Source organism: Liquorilactobacillus sicerae (genome assembly GCF_029916425.1).
Lineage (GTDB): Bacteria > Bacillota > Bacilli > Lactobacillales > Lactobacillaceae > Liquorilactobacillus > Liquorilactobacillus sicerae.
This window is the reverse complement of the sequence record NZ_JAHAVQ010000006.1, coordinates 1-15752: the sequence shown is the minus strand read 5'-3', so window position 1 is coordinate 15752 and position 15752 is coordinate 1. Positions and strand designations below refer to the sequence as shown.

The 15752-nt window shown below is 35.8% G+C and carries 14 protein-coding genes; 9 read left to right on the top strand and 5 right to left on the bottom strand.

The window, feature by feature from the left end; genetic code table 11:
- Positions 1–18: 18 nt before the first annotated feature.
- Entirely contained in the window at positions 19–1485 is a 1467-nt protein-coding gene (locus tag KH893_RS05255) for a glycoside hydrolase family 32 protein (protein WP_281165102.1), read from the top strand.
- Positions 1486–1587: 102 nt separating this feature from the next.
- On the opposite strand, the gene KH893_RS05250 is transcribed toward KH893_RS05255, so the two are convergent.
- A complete protein-coding gene (locus KH893_RS05250; protein WP_281165101.1) occupies positions 1588–2574 on the bottom strand; it encodes a LacI family DNA-binding transcriptional regulator in 987 nt (328 codons plus the stop codon).
- A 427-nt stretch (positions 2575–3001) separates the two neighbouring features.
- On the opposite strand from KH893_RS05250, the gene KH893_RS05245 reads away from it, so the two are divergent.
- Positions 3002–4372, top strand: a complete 1371-nt coding sequence (locus KH893_RS05245) for a sugar porter family MFS transporter (RefSeq protein ID WP_281165100.1) — start codon at positions 3002–3004, stop codon at positions 4370–4372.
- A 63-nt stretch (positions 4373–4435) separates the two neighbouring features.
- Here the strand turns inward: KH893_RS05245 and KH893_RS05240 are convergent, their stop codons facing one another.
- Positions 4436–5020 (bottom strand): TetR/AcrR family transcriptional regulator, encoded by a 585-nt coding sequence (locus KH893_RS05240; RefSeq protein ID WP_281165099.1) that lies wholly within the window; start codon positions 5018–5020, stop codon positions 4436–4438.
- Positions 5021–5893: 873 nt separating this feature from the next.
- Between KH893_RS05240 and KH893_RS05235 the strand changes: the two genes are divergently transcribed.
- The 4 genes from KH893_RS05235 to KH893_RS05220 all read left to right on the top strand — a co-directional run bounded on the left by KH893_RS05235 (position 5894) and on the right by KH893_RS05220 (position 9910).
- Entirely contained in the window at positions 5894–6799 is a 906-nt protein-coding gene (locus tag KH893_RS05235; protein WP_281165098.1) for a glycosyltransferase, read from the top strand.
- 44 nt (positions 6800–6843) lie between these two features.
- Positions 6844–7719 carry an AraC family transcriptional regulator gene (locus KH893_RS05230; protein WP_281165097.1) on the top strand — a complete coding sequence of 292 codons (876 nt, stop codon included), beginning with the start codon at positions 6844–6846 and terminating at the stop codon, positions 7717–7719.
- Between the two features lie 89 nt (positions 7720–7808).
- Entirely contained in the window at positions 7809–8699 is an 891-nt protein-coding gene (locus KH893_RS05225; protein ID WP_281165096.1) for an alpha/beta hydrolase, read from the top strand.
- A gap of 20 nt (positions 8700–8719) precedes the next feature.
- On the top strand, positions 8720–9910 hold the full coding sequence (locus KH893_RS05220) for an MFS transporter (RefSeq protein WP_281165095.1): 1191 nt from the start codon (positions 8720–8722) through the stop codon (positions 9908–9910).
- A gap of 59 nt (positions 9911–9969) precedes the next feature.
- On the opposite strand, the gene KH893_RS05215 is transcribed toward KH893_RS05220, so the two are convergent.
- Entirely contained in the window at positions 9970–11082 is a 1113-nt protein-coding gene (locus tag KH893_RS05215) for a helix-turn-helix transcriptional regulator (RefSeq protein ID WP_281165094.1), read from the bottom strand.
- Between the two features lie 162 nt (positions 11083–11244).
- Here KH893_RS05215 and KH893_RS05210 point away from each other — a divergent pair, with 162 nt between their 5' ends.
- Together KH893_RS05210 and KH893_RS05205 are read left to right on the top strand one after the other, a co-directional pair.
- The gene (locus tag KH893_RS05210) at positions 11245–12162 is read left to right on the top strand and encodes an ROK family protein (protein WP_281165093.1); all 918 of its coding nucleotides are present in this window, start codon (positions 11245–11247) and stop codon (positions 12160–12162) included.
- Positions 12162–13625 carry a glycoside hydrolase family 1 protein gene (locus tag KH893_RS05205; protein ID WP_281165092.1) on the top strand — a complete coding sequence of 488 codons (1464 nt, stop codon included), beginning with the start codon at positions 12162–12164 and terminating at the stop codon, positions 13623–13625. The genes KH893_RS05210 and KH893_RS05205 overlap by 1 nt, the downstream gene beginning before the upstream one ends.
- An 89-nt stretch (positions 13626–13714) precedes the next feature.
- Here KH893_RS05205 and KH893_RS05200 read toward each other — a convergent pair whose 3' ends face one another.
- Both KH893_RS05200 and KH893_RS05195 read right to left on the bottom strand, forming a co-directional pair.
- Complete coding sequence (locus KH893_RS05200) at positions 13715–14599, bottom strand: alpha/beta hydrolase (protein WP_281165091.1); 885 nt, start codon at positions 14597–14599, stop codon at positions 13715–13717.
- A 32-nt stretch (positions 14600–14631) separates the two neighbouring features.
- Positions 14632–15384, bottom strand: coding sequence for an alpha/beta hydrolase family protein (locus KH893_RS05195; protein ID WP_281165090.1), 753 nt, complete (start codon positions 15382–15384; stop codon positions 14632–14634).
- Between the two features lie 263 nt (positions 15385–15647).
- Here KH893_RS05195 and KH893_RS05190 point away from each other — a divergent pair.
- Positions 15648–15752, top strand: a 105-nt coding sequence (locus KH893_RS05190; protein WP_263851258.1) for a sugar phosphate nucleotidyltransferase, incomplete at its 3' end; no start/stop codon positions are given.

The following is a 15752-nucleotide window of genomic DNA, read 5'->3' as shown; positions in this document are numbered from 1 at the left end:
AAATAGGGGTGAAAAATTATGGAAATAAACTTAGAAAAAGCACGGAATTATGTTAAGAATCATCAAAAAAATTTTAATTCACGATTTCGATTAAACTACCATTTGATGGCACCACTGGGCTGGATGAACGATCCGAATGGACTGATCTGCTTTAGAGGTCAATACCATGCATTTTATCAATTTCATCCTTACAGTAAAGATTGGGGACCAATGCACTGGGGCCATGCAACCAGTCCCGATATGGTTCACTGGCAGAATCAACCGGTAGCGCTTGCGCCAGGGGAAGAGTTTGATCAAGGCGGCTGTTATTCTGGCAGTGCGGTCGACTATCATGGACAATTAGCGCTAGTTTATACCGGTCATGTTTTCGACGATCCCCAAAATAATGATCCATTTTCTCCTGACTTTCGCCAGATGCAGAATTTAGCGCTCAGCCAAGATGGTATTAATTTTACCAAATTTGCTGATAATCCAATTATTCCATTGCCACCTCAAGACAACGATCGCAACTTTCGGGATCCGAAAGTATGGTTTCAAAATGGTGAGTGGAATTTAATTGTTGGCAGTTCTGCCAATAATGTCGGTCGAACTTTAATTTACCGGTCACCTGATTTGAAACACTGGAAATATCTTGGCGTCTTAGCCACTTCAGCCGGCGAGCTTGGCAGCATGTGGGAATGTCCAGATTTTTTTACCTTAGATGGTTGCGCAGTGCAGACTTTTTCACCGGTTGGAATTAAAGCGCAAGGCGATAAATACCAAAACGTTTTTCAAACCGGCGCTTTAGTTGGCAAGTATGATTATCAAAAAAATGAGTTTAACCATGGAGCCTTTAATGAGTTGGATAAGGGACATGATTTTTATGCGGTGCAGACTTTTCAGACGGCTGATGGTCGCAGAGTTGCAATTGGCTGGATGAATATGTGGCAAACACCGATGCCAGAAAAATTGGATAATTGGGCGGGAGCTTTTACCTTGCCACGCGAACTGAGAGTTCAAAACGGTCAAGTTACCATGCAGCCAATTGAAGAATTAAAGAGTCTACGACAAGAAGTCTTGTTGAGCAAAAATAATTTTCAGTTAGAAAGTCAGCAAGAATTGCTAACGTTGGCTGGAAACTCCGCTGAAATTTTGTTAAGAATTCCGTTGCGGCAGCAACTGGCAGCGCCAAAGATCGGTTTCAAATTGATTGATCGAAAACAGCAACCGATCTTGTCATTTGTCTATGATCGTTCAGAAGGAAAACTAGTCTTAAACCGTTACCAAGCAGATGGAATTAGGAAGGCGGCTGTTACTGACTTAACGGAGCTTGATCTGCAGATTTTCGTTGACAAGTCTTCAGTTGAGATTTTTGTCAATCATGGGCAAGCGACTTTTACCAGTCGAATTTTCCCAACCAGTGACTTAGGTTTGGCTTTAACTGGTCAAGATCAAGCAGAGATCGATCAGTTGCAAATCTATCGCTTGGCTCAAGTTATCGAATAAATAAAGAAATGTAAAAATCTCCCCTTGTTTATTGATATGCCCCGCAATCATTCGAGTTATTAATTGTCGGTCACTTCAGGTTAAGCGGAGATTTTTTTGATTTTACCTATTTGCTTTTGTTCTTGGTGGCAAGAGCTTAACCGGTAATTTAATGCGTTTGCCAGGATCTTCAAAATCACCTTGGACTTGCTTCAATAGTTCAGTAACAGCAGTTTCAGCAATTTTTGCAATCGGTTGTTGGATAGTTGCTAATTCTGGCACATAATCACAGATAAAGTCGGTTCCATCATAACCAATTACTTTAAAGTTCAATTGATGTTCACCGGCCAGTTTTTGAAAAAGGATGGCGGTTAAATCATCAGCGACAAAGTAACCGTCGATGTCTTGATTCCTTTGGATAATTTTTGAAACAATTTTCTTTTTCTTAGCAAATGGCAGTTCATAATCAATTTCAAAAACTTTGGTTGGCAAACTCTTTTGTTGCATAAATTTAAAATAGCCTTGTTTCCTTTCAAAACTGTAAGGAGCTGATTTTGATTGCGTGCTATTAACATGGGCAATTTTTCTGGCACCTTGATCGTACAAATATTGTGTAGCTAATAATCCACCGGTAAAATTATCACTGCTGACAACGGTTATCTGGTCTGCAAGAATTCGATCAATTGAAATAATTGGTAAATAGGCTCGCTGATAAGTTTGAATGTCAGTATTATGCGAACCAACAATTAAACCATCAACTTGATTGGCTAACAGCATCTGAACAAAATCTTTTTCTTTGGCTGAATTATTTTTGCTATTGCAAAGAAAAGTTTTATAGCCTTTTTTAAAAAAACGATCTTCGAGTTCGGCGACGATTTGCCCATAAAAAATATTTTCAGTAGTTGGGAAGATCAAACCAATAATATTGCTCTTGCCTTTTAATAAAGTTCTAGCAAGAGCGTTGGGTTGGTAATTAAGCTCCTCCATTGCATTTTTGACTTTTTGTTTAGTTTTATCGCTTAAAGCACCACGATTGTTGATAACTCGTGAAACGGTAGTTGGGGTGACTCCAGCAAGTTTGGCAACATCATTCAGTGTTGGCCTTTTCATATCATAGCACCTCTAATTTAGCAATTTTAAGTCAGTAGACAGGCAAAAATGGCTGTTGACTTTGACCTTTCTAGTTTAAACTTTTTTTGGTTATCTTTTCAAGCCAATACCTTAAATCTTATTTAGTAATCGTTTTTTAACAATTAACTGTAAGATATTTACAACTAAAATCGTTTAATGACAAATCCCATTAATAGATTTGTTTCATTTGATGCTCTATAATTAATTATAAGTAAGAAATGTATAATAATGTGGCTATAATTACCCGTTTTTTGACACCAATTTGAGTTAACAGCCAAGAGAAAATGCATTTTTTAAATCTTAAGTTTGAAATTTAATTTACCGAAGGTTCTGGTGCTTTTTACTTAATCGGGTATCAAGCAGCAGACCTTTTTTAAATTTTTTAACCAAAAAGAAGGTGATTTGAATGAAAAAAAGTCAAAGATTGCAAAATAGTTTTTTAAAATATTGCGTCTATACGATTTCCTTAGGAGGCTTTTTATTTGGTTATGATACTGGTGTGATCAATGGAGCCTTAGTCTTCATGAGTAAACCAGATCAGCTTAACTTGTCACCAACAACTCAAGGAATCGCTTCCAGCTCGCTGGTTATTGGAGCTTGCTTGGGTGCTTTGGGATCAGGTCGAGTAGCTGATCATTTAGGACGAAAGCAAACTTTACGGCTGATCGCAATTATTTTTACCGTAGCAACATTTTTATGCGCATTTTCTTTTAATTATTGGCTCGTGAGCTTATTCAGGTTCATTTTAGGCATTGCAGTTGGAGGTGCATCAAGTTTATCGCCAATGTATTTAGCTGAGATTTCGCCACGCTTGGTCAGAAGTCACAATGTTAATCAAAACGCGATTTTTATTGTACTAGGTCAACTGGCGGCTTTTACAGTCAATGCAATTTTAGGCAGTATTTGGGGTAACTGGCATGATATTTGGCGGATAATGGTTCTTTCAGCAGCGGTTCCATCAGTTGCTTTGTGGATCGGTTCATTTAGGTTGATCAGCAGCCCTAAATGGTTGATTTTTAAACAAAAGCCTCATCAGGCACGAAAAGTGGTCAATCGGCTAGGATTTCGGGATGAACAGAAATTTATTGATCATTCTAAGCAAGAAATGTCTCAGTCACAAAAGGTCATTAGTTGGAGCGATATCTTTAACAATTATTTTATGCGGTATCTTTTATTTTCGGGAGTGATGATCGGCTTTATCCAGCAAATTTCTGGAATCAATACGGTCATGTATTATGGAACGATCTTGTTACGAAAAGTTGGCTTAGGGGTTGATGCTGCATTGTATGCCAATATTTTTATTGGGGTCGTTTCAGTGGCTGCCAGTATTTATGGAACACGGTTAACGGAACGAAGTAATCATCATTTGATGTTTGTTTTGGGTTTGCTTGGAAATGCAGCATTTTTGTTGATTTTAGGGTTGGTCTTGAAGACAAATCTTTTTTCAACAGGGGTTACCAACGTTTTAGTTTTGCTGACCTTAGCACTTTTTTTGGCTAATCATCAAGGGATTGTCAGCCCAATTACCTGGTTGCTGCTAGCAGAGATTTTCCCCCAAAAAATCAAGGGTAAATTAATGTCGCTTTCAACGGCTACTACTTGGATTACTAATTTTGTAATCAGTTTAGTTTATCCGCAGTTGATCGTAGTTTTGGGGACGGCTTGGATCTTTTTCTTATTTGCGATAACCAATGGACTAAGTATCTTGTTTGTCAAAATTTTTGTAAATCAAAAACATCTGACGACGGCTTATCGACAGGTTGCTCAAAATAAGTAAGATTAGCTGTTTTAAAAGTTAATCAGATAGTTGATGATTTTTGAGTGAGTCTATTTAAATTACTCAAAATTGTCTTTTTTTTTCGCGATACGAATCAGAAATCAAGCCATAAAGCGTTGTATTAATGATTTTGTCCAACAGTTTAGAAGAAGTGATTTGATGCTTGATTAAAAAATCAGGATCAATCACCAATTCACCAATTTTTTCAATTAAGGAAGACAGAAGATCAGTATCAATTTCTTGCTTTAAAAAACCACTTTGCTGAGCCTCCGACAATAATTGATTAACACATTTGATATTAAAGTTTTTGACTTCTTGAATTTCGTTCCATAGTTCAGGATAATAATTTTTAATATCTTCTAGCGAACTAACTGGTAATTTATAACTATGCTCTTCGCGAATAATAGCTCGAATTTTAGCTAAGAACGGTAAATCACTAGTTGTTAAATTTTTAACTTTAGCATAATTACTATCAATTATTTGCTTCACGTAGAGTGTGATTATTTGATCTTTACTGCTGAAATGGTTGTAAATTGTTTTTTTGCTAATATGTAAAAAAGAAGCTACTTGATCGAGTGTAAATTTTCTAATTCCATATTGTTGAATTAAGCTTTGAACAGCTAATAGTACTTTTGATTCAATATTCATAACGATTCTCCTAAACATTAGTCGATAAAAGTTAGTTCAATTATAAAACTCATAAAGATAAAATTTCAATTATTCAGTAATTGCGGATTTGTGAGAACTTACATTTAGGTGTAATTAAAATTAACCACATAAAATTTTTAACAGTAGAATGAGGAAATAAAATACTATGTCTTTTGAAAATCAAAAGGCCAGCAAAGCTTTCTAAGCTAGGTAATAGTTGCTTTTAATGAAAATTTAGTTGTCAAATCTATATCGAATCAAGTCCTAGTTAGTCAAACAGTTGCTAATTAGTTAAGGGTGTTAAGCAAGCTGCAGTTCTTCCGCAAACTGGAGAATCAAGGAGTAATTTTGTTAGCCTTGAGTGGGGTGATTAGCAAAAATCAAATTAAAGCGTAAAGATAACTATTAATTTTAAGGTTTATAAAAGCGAAAGCAGCAGACGGGGTTATTGAGGGATTAGAAGATCGGGCTGGTTCGATTCAACTGGTTCAGTGGCATCCAGAAAATCTTTGGCAAAATGATCCGCTGGAGGAAAAACTTTTTCAACAATTCTTCAAAAGGGTTGAAAGAAATAAGAAATCGTCCTAATAAAAAGTTTTTAAGTTGAAACTAATCTGGATAAGGGATTTAATAACTTAGTTTTACAAACGATATAATTTAAAAATGGTTGAGAGTTTTTTGGCTCATTATTTGTTATGTTTAAATATTAAAAAATAGAGTCGAAGGGCTAATTTGCACTTCTTAATTTTAAGTGATAATCTTTACCTGTAAGTATTACAAACTAATAAAACAATTAATTGAAGTAAATTAAAAATTTATAAAGCTTAAATTGCTTGAGAGAATAAGTGAATTAATATTCAAAGGAGTTTTGCGATGCAAGAAATAAATGATGATGAAGTTGCAGTTATAATGGTCACTTTCAATCCTAAATTGAGTATCCTCAAAAAAACACTTCCTCAATTACAACGATGTTTTTCATTAGTTGTTTCTGATAATGGATCGCATAACGTTAATCAAATCAAGCAACTGCTTAGGTCAGCACCTAATGCTAAGCTATTAGCTCACTCTCGAAATCTTGGTATTGCTAAGGCTCAAAATGATGCTTTAAGGTACATTTTTAAAAACTTAAAACAAATCAAATACTTTTGTTTTTTAGATCAAGATAGTTTTTTAGCCGAAAGTAAAATTTTAAAATTATGCCAAGATCTTCATAATTTAATGACTTCTAAAAAGGCAGCGATCCTTGGACCAGCGATCAAAGTTCCATTTTTAGGCAAACAGAATGTTTTTCAGCACCAGTACCAACTGGTTCCGGAAATAATCAGTTCGGGCAGTGTAATTGCTAAACAAATGTTTACTAAATTAGGATTATTTTCAGAAGAGTTATTTATTGATTTTGTTGATTATGAATGGTGCTGGCGGGCACGAAAATATGGATATCATGTTTTTGTTGATCAAAATGTTTTTCTTAAACATCAACTTGGTTGGAAGAAAAACGAGATTCGTCGGGGTCAAAATATAATTGCCGCTTTTCGCTTATACTATGTTTTTCGGAATTGTCTATACTTGATGAAAACTAAACGAATGATTACGACTGAAAAAAAGTTGTGGCGTAAAAATTTACTTGATCAAGCCTGGTATAATTTGATGTTTTGCCCGCATCGGTGGCAAAGATTCAAAATGATTATTAAGGGCTGCTGGGCAGCTGTTAGAATGGTTCACGAAAGTACTAAAGATTTGGTGACTAACGGACAGAAAGATTGGCGGCAAAGCATATAAGATATTAAGATTGAGATGGCAATAATTAAAAATGAGGTGGATAGATGGCTGAAGAGAAATTGCTGCATGAAATTGTGATTCCAACTAAACCGTTATCAGCTTGGTTTTATTTACATAACGAAAAAGAAACCAACACTTATATTGCGCCGCATTGGCATCAAGGAATCGAGCTTTCTTTTACCGTTTCTGGTTCTATTGATGATTTTGTAATCAATGAACAACATTTTCGGACTAACATTGGCACAATTTTGGTTGTCAACTCGCAAGTCATTCATAGTGTCTCTTCGAAATTAAAAGCTGACAATCAAGCCATTTCAATTATTTTTCCATATTCATATGTTAATCGTTTGTATCCAGAAATTACGAAAGAATTGATAGATATTAATCAGCCAAGTAAATTTGATCATTTAAAAAAAGTGATGTATGTTGAGCTTCAAGCGCTTTTATTTAAAGTTTATGAAAACCTGCAAGCAACTGATAAATTTAAAAATTTAAGATTGGAAACTTTATCAAATCAAGTTTTGCAGAACTTATTGGAGTATTTTACGAAGTCTCAGGATAAGACTGACACTATTTCAGGAACTAAGGAGTTTGAAGTTACTAGGATTCAGGAAATTACTGAATTTGTTAGTAAAAATTATCAAAACAAAATTAGTTTAGCCGAAATTGCACAACAAGTTAATGTTTCAAAGCAGTATTTGGCAAAATTTTTTAAGCAGCATTTGGAAATAACAGTTGGACAATATATCAACGACTTTCGGGCACAAAAAGCTTATTATGCTTTACTGGGACGGGAGGGTAACTTAACACAAATAGCTCAAAAAAATGGTTTTTCGACAGTTAGAACGATGAATCAGGCCTTTACCAAACTTTATGGCAAAACTGCTTCTAAATTTTATCGAGACCAGAAAAGAGATTAATATTTTACAATAAATTGGCTTAGATCTTTATATAAGTCAATTTTTATTTCAATTATAATGTAAGCGAATTCAAAAAGGAGGAATTATTAATGGTTGAAAAAAGTGTGTTGGCTGCGATTTTAAAAATTCGCTCTGAGTGGAAAAAAAGCGATGATCAAAGGGATGCTGGCCTGCCACCGGAAGTTCCCGGAGTTACTAGAATTGATGATTTAGCTTACGGGCCAGATCCAAAATGGAATTTACTTGATATTTATTTGCCACAAAATATCACCGGCAAAATTCCAACGATTATTAATATCCATGGTGGTGGTTGGTGTTATGGTACCAAGGAAACTTATCAGTTTTATGGTTTAGGTCTCGCCAAAAGGGGGTTTGCTTTCATTAACCCCAATTATCGTTTGGCGCCAGAAGTGACTTTTCCAGCCGAATTAGATGATGTTGATCGCTATATCAGTTGGATCGCCCAACATGCTGCTGAATATAATTTAGATTCAGAAAATGTTTTTTTAGTAGGTGACAGTGCCGGTGGTCAAATGGCAGAACAGTATGTTGCAATTTTAAAAAATCCAATTTATCGTCAAAAATTTGGTTATAAATTGACTAACTTGCAGTTTCGCGCGCTGGCACTAAATAGTGCGGCAGTTTTTCTGCTTGATCCGGGCATGATTAGTGGACCAGTAAAAGGATATTTTACTGATGAAGTTTTATTAAAACAAAAGGATCTGCTAGCTACAGAAAAATACATTAATGCAGCTTTTTTGCCGACCTTTATTTCAACTGCCAATCAAGATTTTATTCGTGATGCATCAGTAAAATTTGCGGGTTTTTTAACTGGCAAAGGGGTTGAACATGTTTTTAAAGAATATGGTGATCAAGAACATCCCCGGCCGCATGTTTTTTTAATCAATCAAAAAGATCCAATTGCCGCTCAAGCTAATGATGATGAAATTGAGTTTTTTAAAAAACACCTTAAAAAGTAAAAACTGAGGGGGTAAATTAAATGAAGCAAACCAAAGATAAATTAATTTTTAAAGTATCATTGCTTTCAATTTCACTATTTTTAATGATGGCACCGCAAATTTCTTCAGCTTTGCCCTTAATGGCTCATGCTTTTCCTGGAGTCAACCAAGCAGGTGTTGAAACCTTGGCAACTGTTCCTAACTTTGGCATCGTGATTGGTTTATTGCTGAGTCCATTTTTGATTCGACAATTTGGGCAAAAACCGACGATTATTACTGGATTAATAATTACTTTAGTGACAGGAACTTTTCCGATGTATGTTGATGCTTATTTGCCGATTCTGATTTCACGTTTCTTGATTGGGTTCGGGATCGGTTTGTTTAATTCAATGGCTGTTAGTCTGATTCCACAGTTCTATAAAAGTAATGAAGAAGAGCTGGCTTCAATGATTGGTTATCAAAATGTGATGAGCAGTGTTGGTGCCGCAATTGCTTCATTTCTGTTAAGTTATTTAGTCACCATCAGTTGGCATGCAGCCTTTGCAATTTACTTTTTGGTAGTGCCTTCTTTAATTTTATTCATTCTATTTGTCCCCTTGCCAAAGAAAAAATCAGTTGTAACTTCAGTTTCAGCACCAGATCAGGTCAAACAGACCGTTAATGGCAAGGTTGTTCTGATTTCGGTACTGATGTTTTTGATTTTCTTGTTTTATATGCCGGTTTCTTATTCATTACCGAGTCTAATTGTTGATGAAGGACTTGGGACTAGTAGTACGGCGGCTTTAATAGCTGGATTTTCAACTTTAGTTGGGATCCCGATTGGAGCTAGTTTCGGAATTTTGTTTAAACATTTACATGATAAAGTTTTTCCGATTGGATTTGCAATGGTAGCTTTCGGCTTTGTTTTACTGGCATTATCAAGCAACTTAGCCTTCTTATTTGTTTCAATAATCGTTTTAGGGTTTGGTTTTGGAATCGGCGTGCCTTATATGTATAACTGGTTGGATTGGGCTGCACCGATTAATTCGATCAATTTAGGAACTACGATTGTTTTGATTTTAGTTAATATTGGTTGCTTCGTTTCACCAACAATTGTCAATTTATTGTCAAGTTTATTTGGAAAATCAACACCGCGTGGGATTATGATCTTAAGTGCCATAGCCTTTGCTTTGATTTTCATTTACGCCTTAGGCCATTATTTAAAAGTCCATCAGCAAAGCTTAGTTAAATGAATTCTTGAATGAAGAGACATTTTTATGATTTTGAAGAAGGTTTGCACAATTTGGCAGAGTCACATATGGTATTTTTGGCGAAACTTGATTGGTGTAGTCCCAAGGTATCTTTTAAAAAGCTTGGTTAAATAACTTTGGTCATAAAAGCCTAACATTGCAGCAATTTCAGTTATTGATTTATTTGAGAAGACCAGTTGGCTTTGAACTTCACGAATCTTTTGCTCATTTGCATAGTCAACGATCGTCTGATTAGTGGCCTGCTTGAAAATGCGGCAAAGATAATTTTTGGAATAATTCAGCTGTTTTGACATTTGATTGAGATCCACCGGTTCATTTAAGTGCTGATAAATATAATCTTGAATTAAAAAAATTAAAGTAGCCTTCGAAAAGTTTTGGGCGGTGCGGATGTGACTAAGAAATATTTCGCCGATTTCTTGAGTCAAGTCAACAATACTATTAATTTGAGTTAAGCGTTCAATTCTTTGAACACATTTATCGCTTAGCTGATAGGCTGATTCAGGATGCATCCCGCCTTTGATCGCTGCACGTGTAAACAGAGTCGTTGCTGCAATCAATAAGTCCTTGCTATTTCGTAATTCATTTCCAGTGGCCATTTTTCCGAAAGTTCCGCTTTCAATAAAGCTTTTTAAGCGAGGTTTAAATTCTGCCAGGTTTCCTTTTTCCAAAGATTTCAACATCAACAATTCTCGATAATAACTATTATGGTAGATTTGTTTTTGATCATTGTCGTCATTTATCAGTGGCTCAGGGTCATTAATAAAAGCGGGTTTGTCAATTTCAGGCAACTGTTTGAACAGACTAAAATAGAAAATTCGTGTATTAGCAATCAACCTTTCCAGACTGACACTGGGAAAGCTATCATGGAAGTAGCCTAAAGTCGTGATCGTTTGAAGGTTACACCAAAAAACTAGCAAATGATATTTTTTTGACGGTAAACAAAGGACACTGAAGCATTCATTTTTACTCGTATTAAAAACGCGGCAGCTTTTAGCAGGTAATGTCGGTTCAATTTTATGCAAGAATTTTGCTGGAAAATTGGGAGAAACGGTCTGTTTGAATTTACCAGTTAACTTTTTATTTTCATCGTAGACAAAAATTGATATTTTTGCAGCGATGTGGAATTCTTTTAATAGGTTTGCCAACTCACTCATTTTGAAGGCCCTTTCTTTTGTGCAATATAATACTGAGTTTGAGTATATTATACAATTAAAAACGTTTGAATTGATTATAATAAATAATAATCAGTAATTAATTTGCTCGCAATTTGAGCTTAGATTTGGTTGATAAAAGTTTTAAGGTCAGAGGTGAGTCTTATGCATCGTTATTTAAGTATTGATATTGGCGGAACGAACTTAAAATATGGTTTGTTGGATCGCGCTGGCAGACTGATCATGAAAAGTAAATGTGTAACGCCTGATAATAAAGCAGACTTTTTAAGAAATCTCAATCAAATCGTTGCCCAATATTATTCACAAGTTGCTGGAATTGCCATCAGTACGCCAGGAAAGGTTGATGCCCAGCAGGGGATCGTTTATTTTGGCGGTGCGTTGCCATATTTGGATGGCATGAATTTTAAAAAAATGATTCAAGAAAAGTATGGACCTACTCCTGTTGGAGTTGAAAATGATGGCAAAGCTGGGGCCTTAGCCGAATTGTGGCTCGGGGTCTTACAAGATCATCCGAATTCGGCTGCAATTATCCTTGGTACGGGAGTTGGCGGAGGAATTATCCTGAATAATCAGTTACTGCCAGGAAGTCATTTTCAGGCTGGAGAGTTAAGCTTTATGGTCAACAATTATCGGCAAATCAAATATCAGAAAATGGTTGGTATGGATGTCTCGGCAGTCGGGATGGTTGAAAAAATTGCAACTGTTTTGAGTTTACCGAATAAAAAAGATGGAGTTGCTGTTTTTGATCAAATCAATCAGGGAAATGAGATAGCAGTTAAAATTTTTAAGTTGTTTTGCCAAAAGGTTGCTTACTTAATTTTAAATATTCAAAGTGTTGTTGATTTAACAACTTATGCAATTGGTGGTGGCATCAGTAGTCAACCGCTGTTGGTCAAAACAATCAATGAAGAATATGATAAAATGTTATTAGAATTACCATTAGTTAAAGAAACTTTAACGCGACCACAGATTAAAAAAGCTAAATTTGAAAATAGTGCCAATCTTTACGGCGCACTTTATAGTTTATTGGTTCAGTTAGATCAAGAAAGGGGTAAGTTTTAATGGCTGTTTTCAATGGGACACCAATTACGCAATTTCCAAAAGATTTTTTATGGGGTGGAGCCACGGCTGCTAATCAGTTAGAAGGAGCTTGGAATCAGGATGGTAAAGGGCCGTCCATCGATGATGCACTTCCTGGTGGAAAAGCTAGATTTGCAATTGCTGGCAGTCCAGACTTTGATTGGCAAATTGATGAAAAAAAGTATTTATATCCTAATCATCGGGGAATTGAACACTATCAATATTTTAAAGATGATATTAAATTATTTGCTGAAATGGGTTTTAAATGCTATCGTTTTTCCGTCGCTTGGTCACGAATTTTTCCTCAAGGTGATGAAACAACACCTAATGAAGCCGGTTTGAAATTTTACGATCAGCTGATTGATGAATGCTTGAAGTACCACATTGAACCGGTTATTACGATCTCCCATTATGAACTGCCATTAAACTTGGCTAAAAAATATGGTGGTTGGAAAAACCGTCAATTGATCGACTTTTATCAGCGTTTTGCGGAAGTTATTTTAAAGCGTTATAGTGATCGTGTTCATTACTGGATGACTTTTAATGAAATCAACTCAGCTTTTCATTTTCCAGTAATGAGTCAAGGCTTGGTGCCAAGCACTGGGTCACAAGATTTTACTAATATTTTTCAAGCTTGGCATAATCAATTTGTTGCCAGCGCCTTGGCAGTCAAATTTGCACATCAGCTTGATTTAAACTTGAAGATTGGTTGTATGATTTTATATGCGACAAGTTATCCAGTTGATGCAGATCCGCTCAATCAGTTGGCTAATTTAAAAGTAAACCAAGATTTGAATTTCTTTTGCGCTGATGTTCAAGTCCGAGGCAAATATCCGGCAACAACGGCCCGTCTATTACGTGAGCATCACGTTGATCCGCAAAAGTTGACCATTACCGAGCAGGATCTGCAATTGATTGCAGCTTATCCAGTGGATTATATCGGCTTTAGTTACTACATGTCAACGGTGACTGACGTAACGCATCAGAATGCTGAAAATGTTGCTGGGAACTTAGTTGGCGGAGTTAAAAATCCATTTTTAAAAACTAGTGATTGGGGCTGGCAAATCGATCCAACTGGTTTGCGGATTGCGCTGAATCAACTATATGGTCGTTACCAAAAACCTTTATTTGTTGTTGAAAACGGTCTTGGAGCAGTTGATAAATTAACAGTTGCTGGAAAGATCCATGATGATTATCGAATCGATTATTTACGACAGCATATTAAAGCTATGCTAGGAGCATTAAATGATGGTGTGAATTTAATGGGTTATACTCCTTGGGGGTGCATCGATTTGGTAAGTGCTTCAACTGGTCAGATGAGCAAACGGTATGGCTTTATCTATGTTGACCTTGACGATCAAGGCCAAGGAAGTTTAGAGCGAATTCGCAAAGATTCATTTTATTGGTATCAAAAAGTTATTAAGAGCCAAGGACAAGAAATTTAATTTAAAGCAGTTGAAAAATTATTTAAGCAGGTCATTAGATCAAGACGGAATAACAGTTGATCTAATGGCTTTTTTTAGTAGCTAAGAAATTATTTTCCCCAAATGAAGTTAACAACGTTATTGATAACTTGGTGATTATTTCGTGGCATATTGCTGTGTTGGGCTTGACGACCGGTAATTTTTAATTCGTGATAAGCAGCAATTTGTTTTTTTAATAAATAAGCTAAAGAACGGACAGAAATGGTACTGACTGTACCATCTGAATCAGTACCATTTTTTAGATCACCATAAATATTTAAAACTTGTGCTTGAGTTGGAAAATTTGTCTTATGTTGTAGCAAGTAACGATATTCGGGATGAATAATTTTGGGCAGCCCATCTTTTTGCAAAGAGTTTTGCTGATAATAATCATCCCATAATTTTACCAATTCACCATTTTTTGGTTGACTGCTTTTATGCAGATTTAAAATTCCGTTAAATGGTCCAGCAATTAGTGCTAATTTTCTCAAACGGGGTAATTGAGAACGATTGCCATATTTAGCATTGTAAGCAACTAAGACATAAGCACCCATTGAATGTCCAATTGCATTGTAAGTTTTAACGTTATAATGCCGTTTTAAGCGCAACATAACACGGTGCAACCAAATTAGATCTTTTTTTTCACCCGCTCGATTATCTTTAAAGACTAAAAAGATGATTGGATATTTTTTATGCGACAGACTGCCGGTAATTTTAATTTTCCCATTTCTCTTGACCACCACATTCAAAGCAAATTGGGCCTTTTTTTCAGTGGCCGCTTGTTTGGCTATTGGATATTCAGCAGCTTTACTGCTTCCCCAGCCATGAACAAGAATCGTTGGGATAGCGTTATTTGCGGCAACTTTAGTATCGATTTTCTTAAAAGTTAAGAAACCAATCAGACTAATCAGGACTATTGCAATCAGACCTAAACCAAATTTTTTGCCTCTATTCATTTTTCTCAGTCCTTTATTAAATAAGGGGTGAACTAGACTAACTCAGCCTTAAAAAAATCAGTTGTCAGTTCTAAAACTTTTGATCGAGCACTGCCAGTCAAGCCATGATCAGCTCCACTCAAAAGATTGAGCGTGCTGTTTTGGTAAATTTTATCATAAGATTTGGCAACCACTGGTGAAACGATTTGATCATTAGTTCCGTGAATTAAACAAACTGGCTTTTGAAAAATTTGTGAAACTTCAAAAATCGGCAGGCTTTGAGCAATTCGCAAGTAAAAACCGCCAACTTGTTTCTGCTTAATAGTAGTCAGCAGATCTGGAATGTGTTTTGGATTATAAGTAGCACCTTGTAAGACACCCCTTTGAGCGTCAGTTTTTAGCGACGCAGCTGGGGCTAAAAGTGCCAATCTTTGAATCAGATCAGGATAATAGCCTGCCAGCATACTAGCGATTACTCCTCCTTGAGAGTGACCAAGCAACATAATCTTTTTGATTTGTGGGATAGCTCGGGCATAATCCAAAGCAGCTTTAGCGTCCGCAAGTTCATTTAAAACGGTCATATTTTCAAAATCGCCATCACTTTTTCCGTGACCATTGAAGTCAAAGCGCAAAGTAGCAAGTCCTGCTTGATTAAAATGCTTTGCCAATTGATAGATCAGTGAGTCGGCAGTGTAGCCCATATCACTGGTAAAGCCATGTAGTAAAATAACTAATTTTAATGTATTACTGGGGATGACCAGGTCTCCGCGCAGAGTTAAGCCATCACGTTTAAATGCAATTTTCATCGGAAGAATTCCCCTTTAATTTGAATGTAGACAAATATTTGGATACTAGGTTAATCGTGAAAAAATTTTAGCTTACTACCCTTTTAAAGTAAAACTAATCCTATAATTTAAGAAAGTAAAGGCTGTTCGGCAGATTTTAAAAAAAAAATATTCTTTTGCTAGATTTTTAACAGGTGAACAATTTCTAAATTACTGCTATACTTTAAAAGGTAAATGTGCAAAAATAAATCTGTTAACAAAATTTTGTAAGGAGTTAATTTCAAATGAAAGGTATTATTCTCGCTGGTGGCAGCGGAACACGTTTGTATCCGATCACCCGCGGTATTTCAAAACAACTGATCCCGGTTTATGATAAGCCGATGATCTAT

Excerpts from the sequence above, each read along its gene's own strand:
- KH893_RS05230 (WP_281165097.1), top strand. The coding sequence starts at position 6,844 with ATGGCTGAAGAGAAATTGCTGCATGAAATTGTGATTCCAACTAAACCG.
- KH893_RS05225 (WP_281165096.1), top strand. The coding sequence starts at position 7,809 with ATGGTTGAAAAAAGTGTGTTGGCTGCGATTTTAAAAATTCGCTCTGAG.
- KH893_RS05195 (WP_281165090.1), bottom strand. The coding sequence starts at position 15,384 with ATGAAAATTGCATTTAAACGTGATGGCTTAACTCTGCGCGGAGACCTG.
- KH893_RS05250 (WP_281165101.1), bottom strand. The coding sequence starts at position 2,574 with ATGAAAAGGCCAACACTGAATGATGTTGCCAAACTTGCTGGAGTCACC.
- KH893_RS05245 (WP_281165100.1), top strand. The coding sequence starts at position 3,002 with ATGAAAAAAAGTCAAAGATTGCAAAATAGTTTTTTAAAATATTGCGTC.
- KH893_RS05210 (WP_281165093.1), top strand. The coding sequence starts at position 11,245 with ATGCATCGTTATTTAAGTATTGATATTGGCGGAACGAACTTAAAATAT.
- KH893_RS05255 (WP_281165102.1), top strand. The coding sequence starts at position 19 with ATGGAAATAAACTTAGAAAAAGCACGGAATTATGTTAAGAATCATCAA.
- KH893_RS05220 (WP_281165095.1), top strand. The coding sequence starts at position 8,720 with ATGAAGCAAACCAAAGATAAATTAATTTTTAAAGTATCATTGCTTTCA.
- KH893_RS05240 (WP_281165099.1), bottom strand. The coding sequence starts at position 5,020 with ATGAATATTGAATCAAAAGTACTATTAGCTGTTCAAAGCTTAATTCAA.
- KH893_RS05215 (WP_281165094.1), bottom strand. The coding sequence starts at position 11,082 with ATGAGTGAGTTGGCAAACCTATTAAAAGAATTCCACATCGCTGCAAAA.
- KH893_RS05235 (WP_281165098.1), top strand. The coding sequence starts at position 5,894 with ATGCAAGAAATAAATGATGATGAAGTTGCAGTTATAATGGTCACTTTC.
- KH893_RS05205 (WP_281165092.1), top strand. The coding sequence starts at position 12,162 with ATGGCTGTTTTCAATGGGACACCAATTACGCAATTTCCAAAAGATTTT.
- KH893_RS05200 (WP_281165091.1), bottom strand. The coding sequence starts at position 14,599 with ATGAATAGAGGCAAAAAATTTGGTTTAGGTCTGATTGCAATAGTCCTG.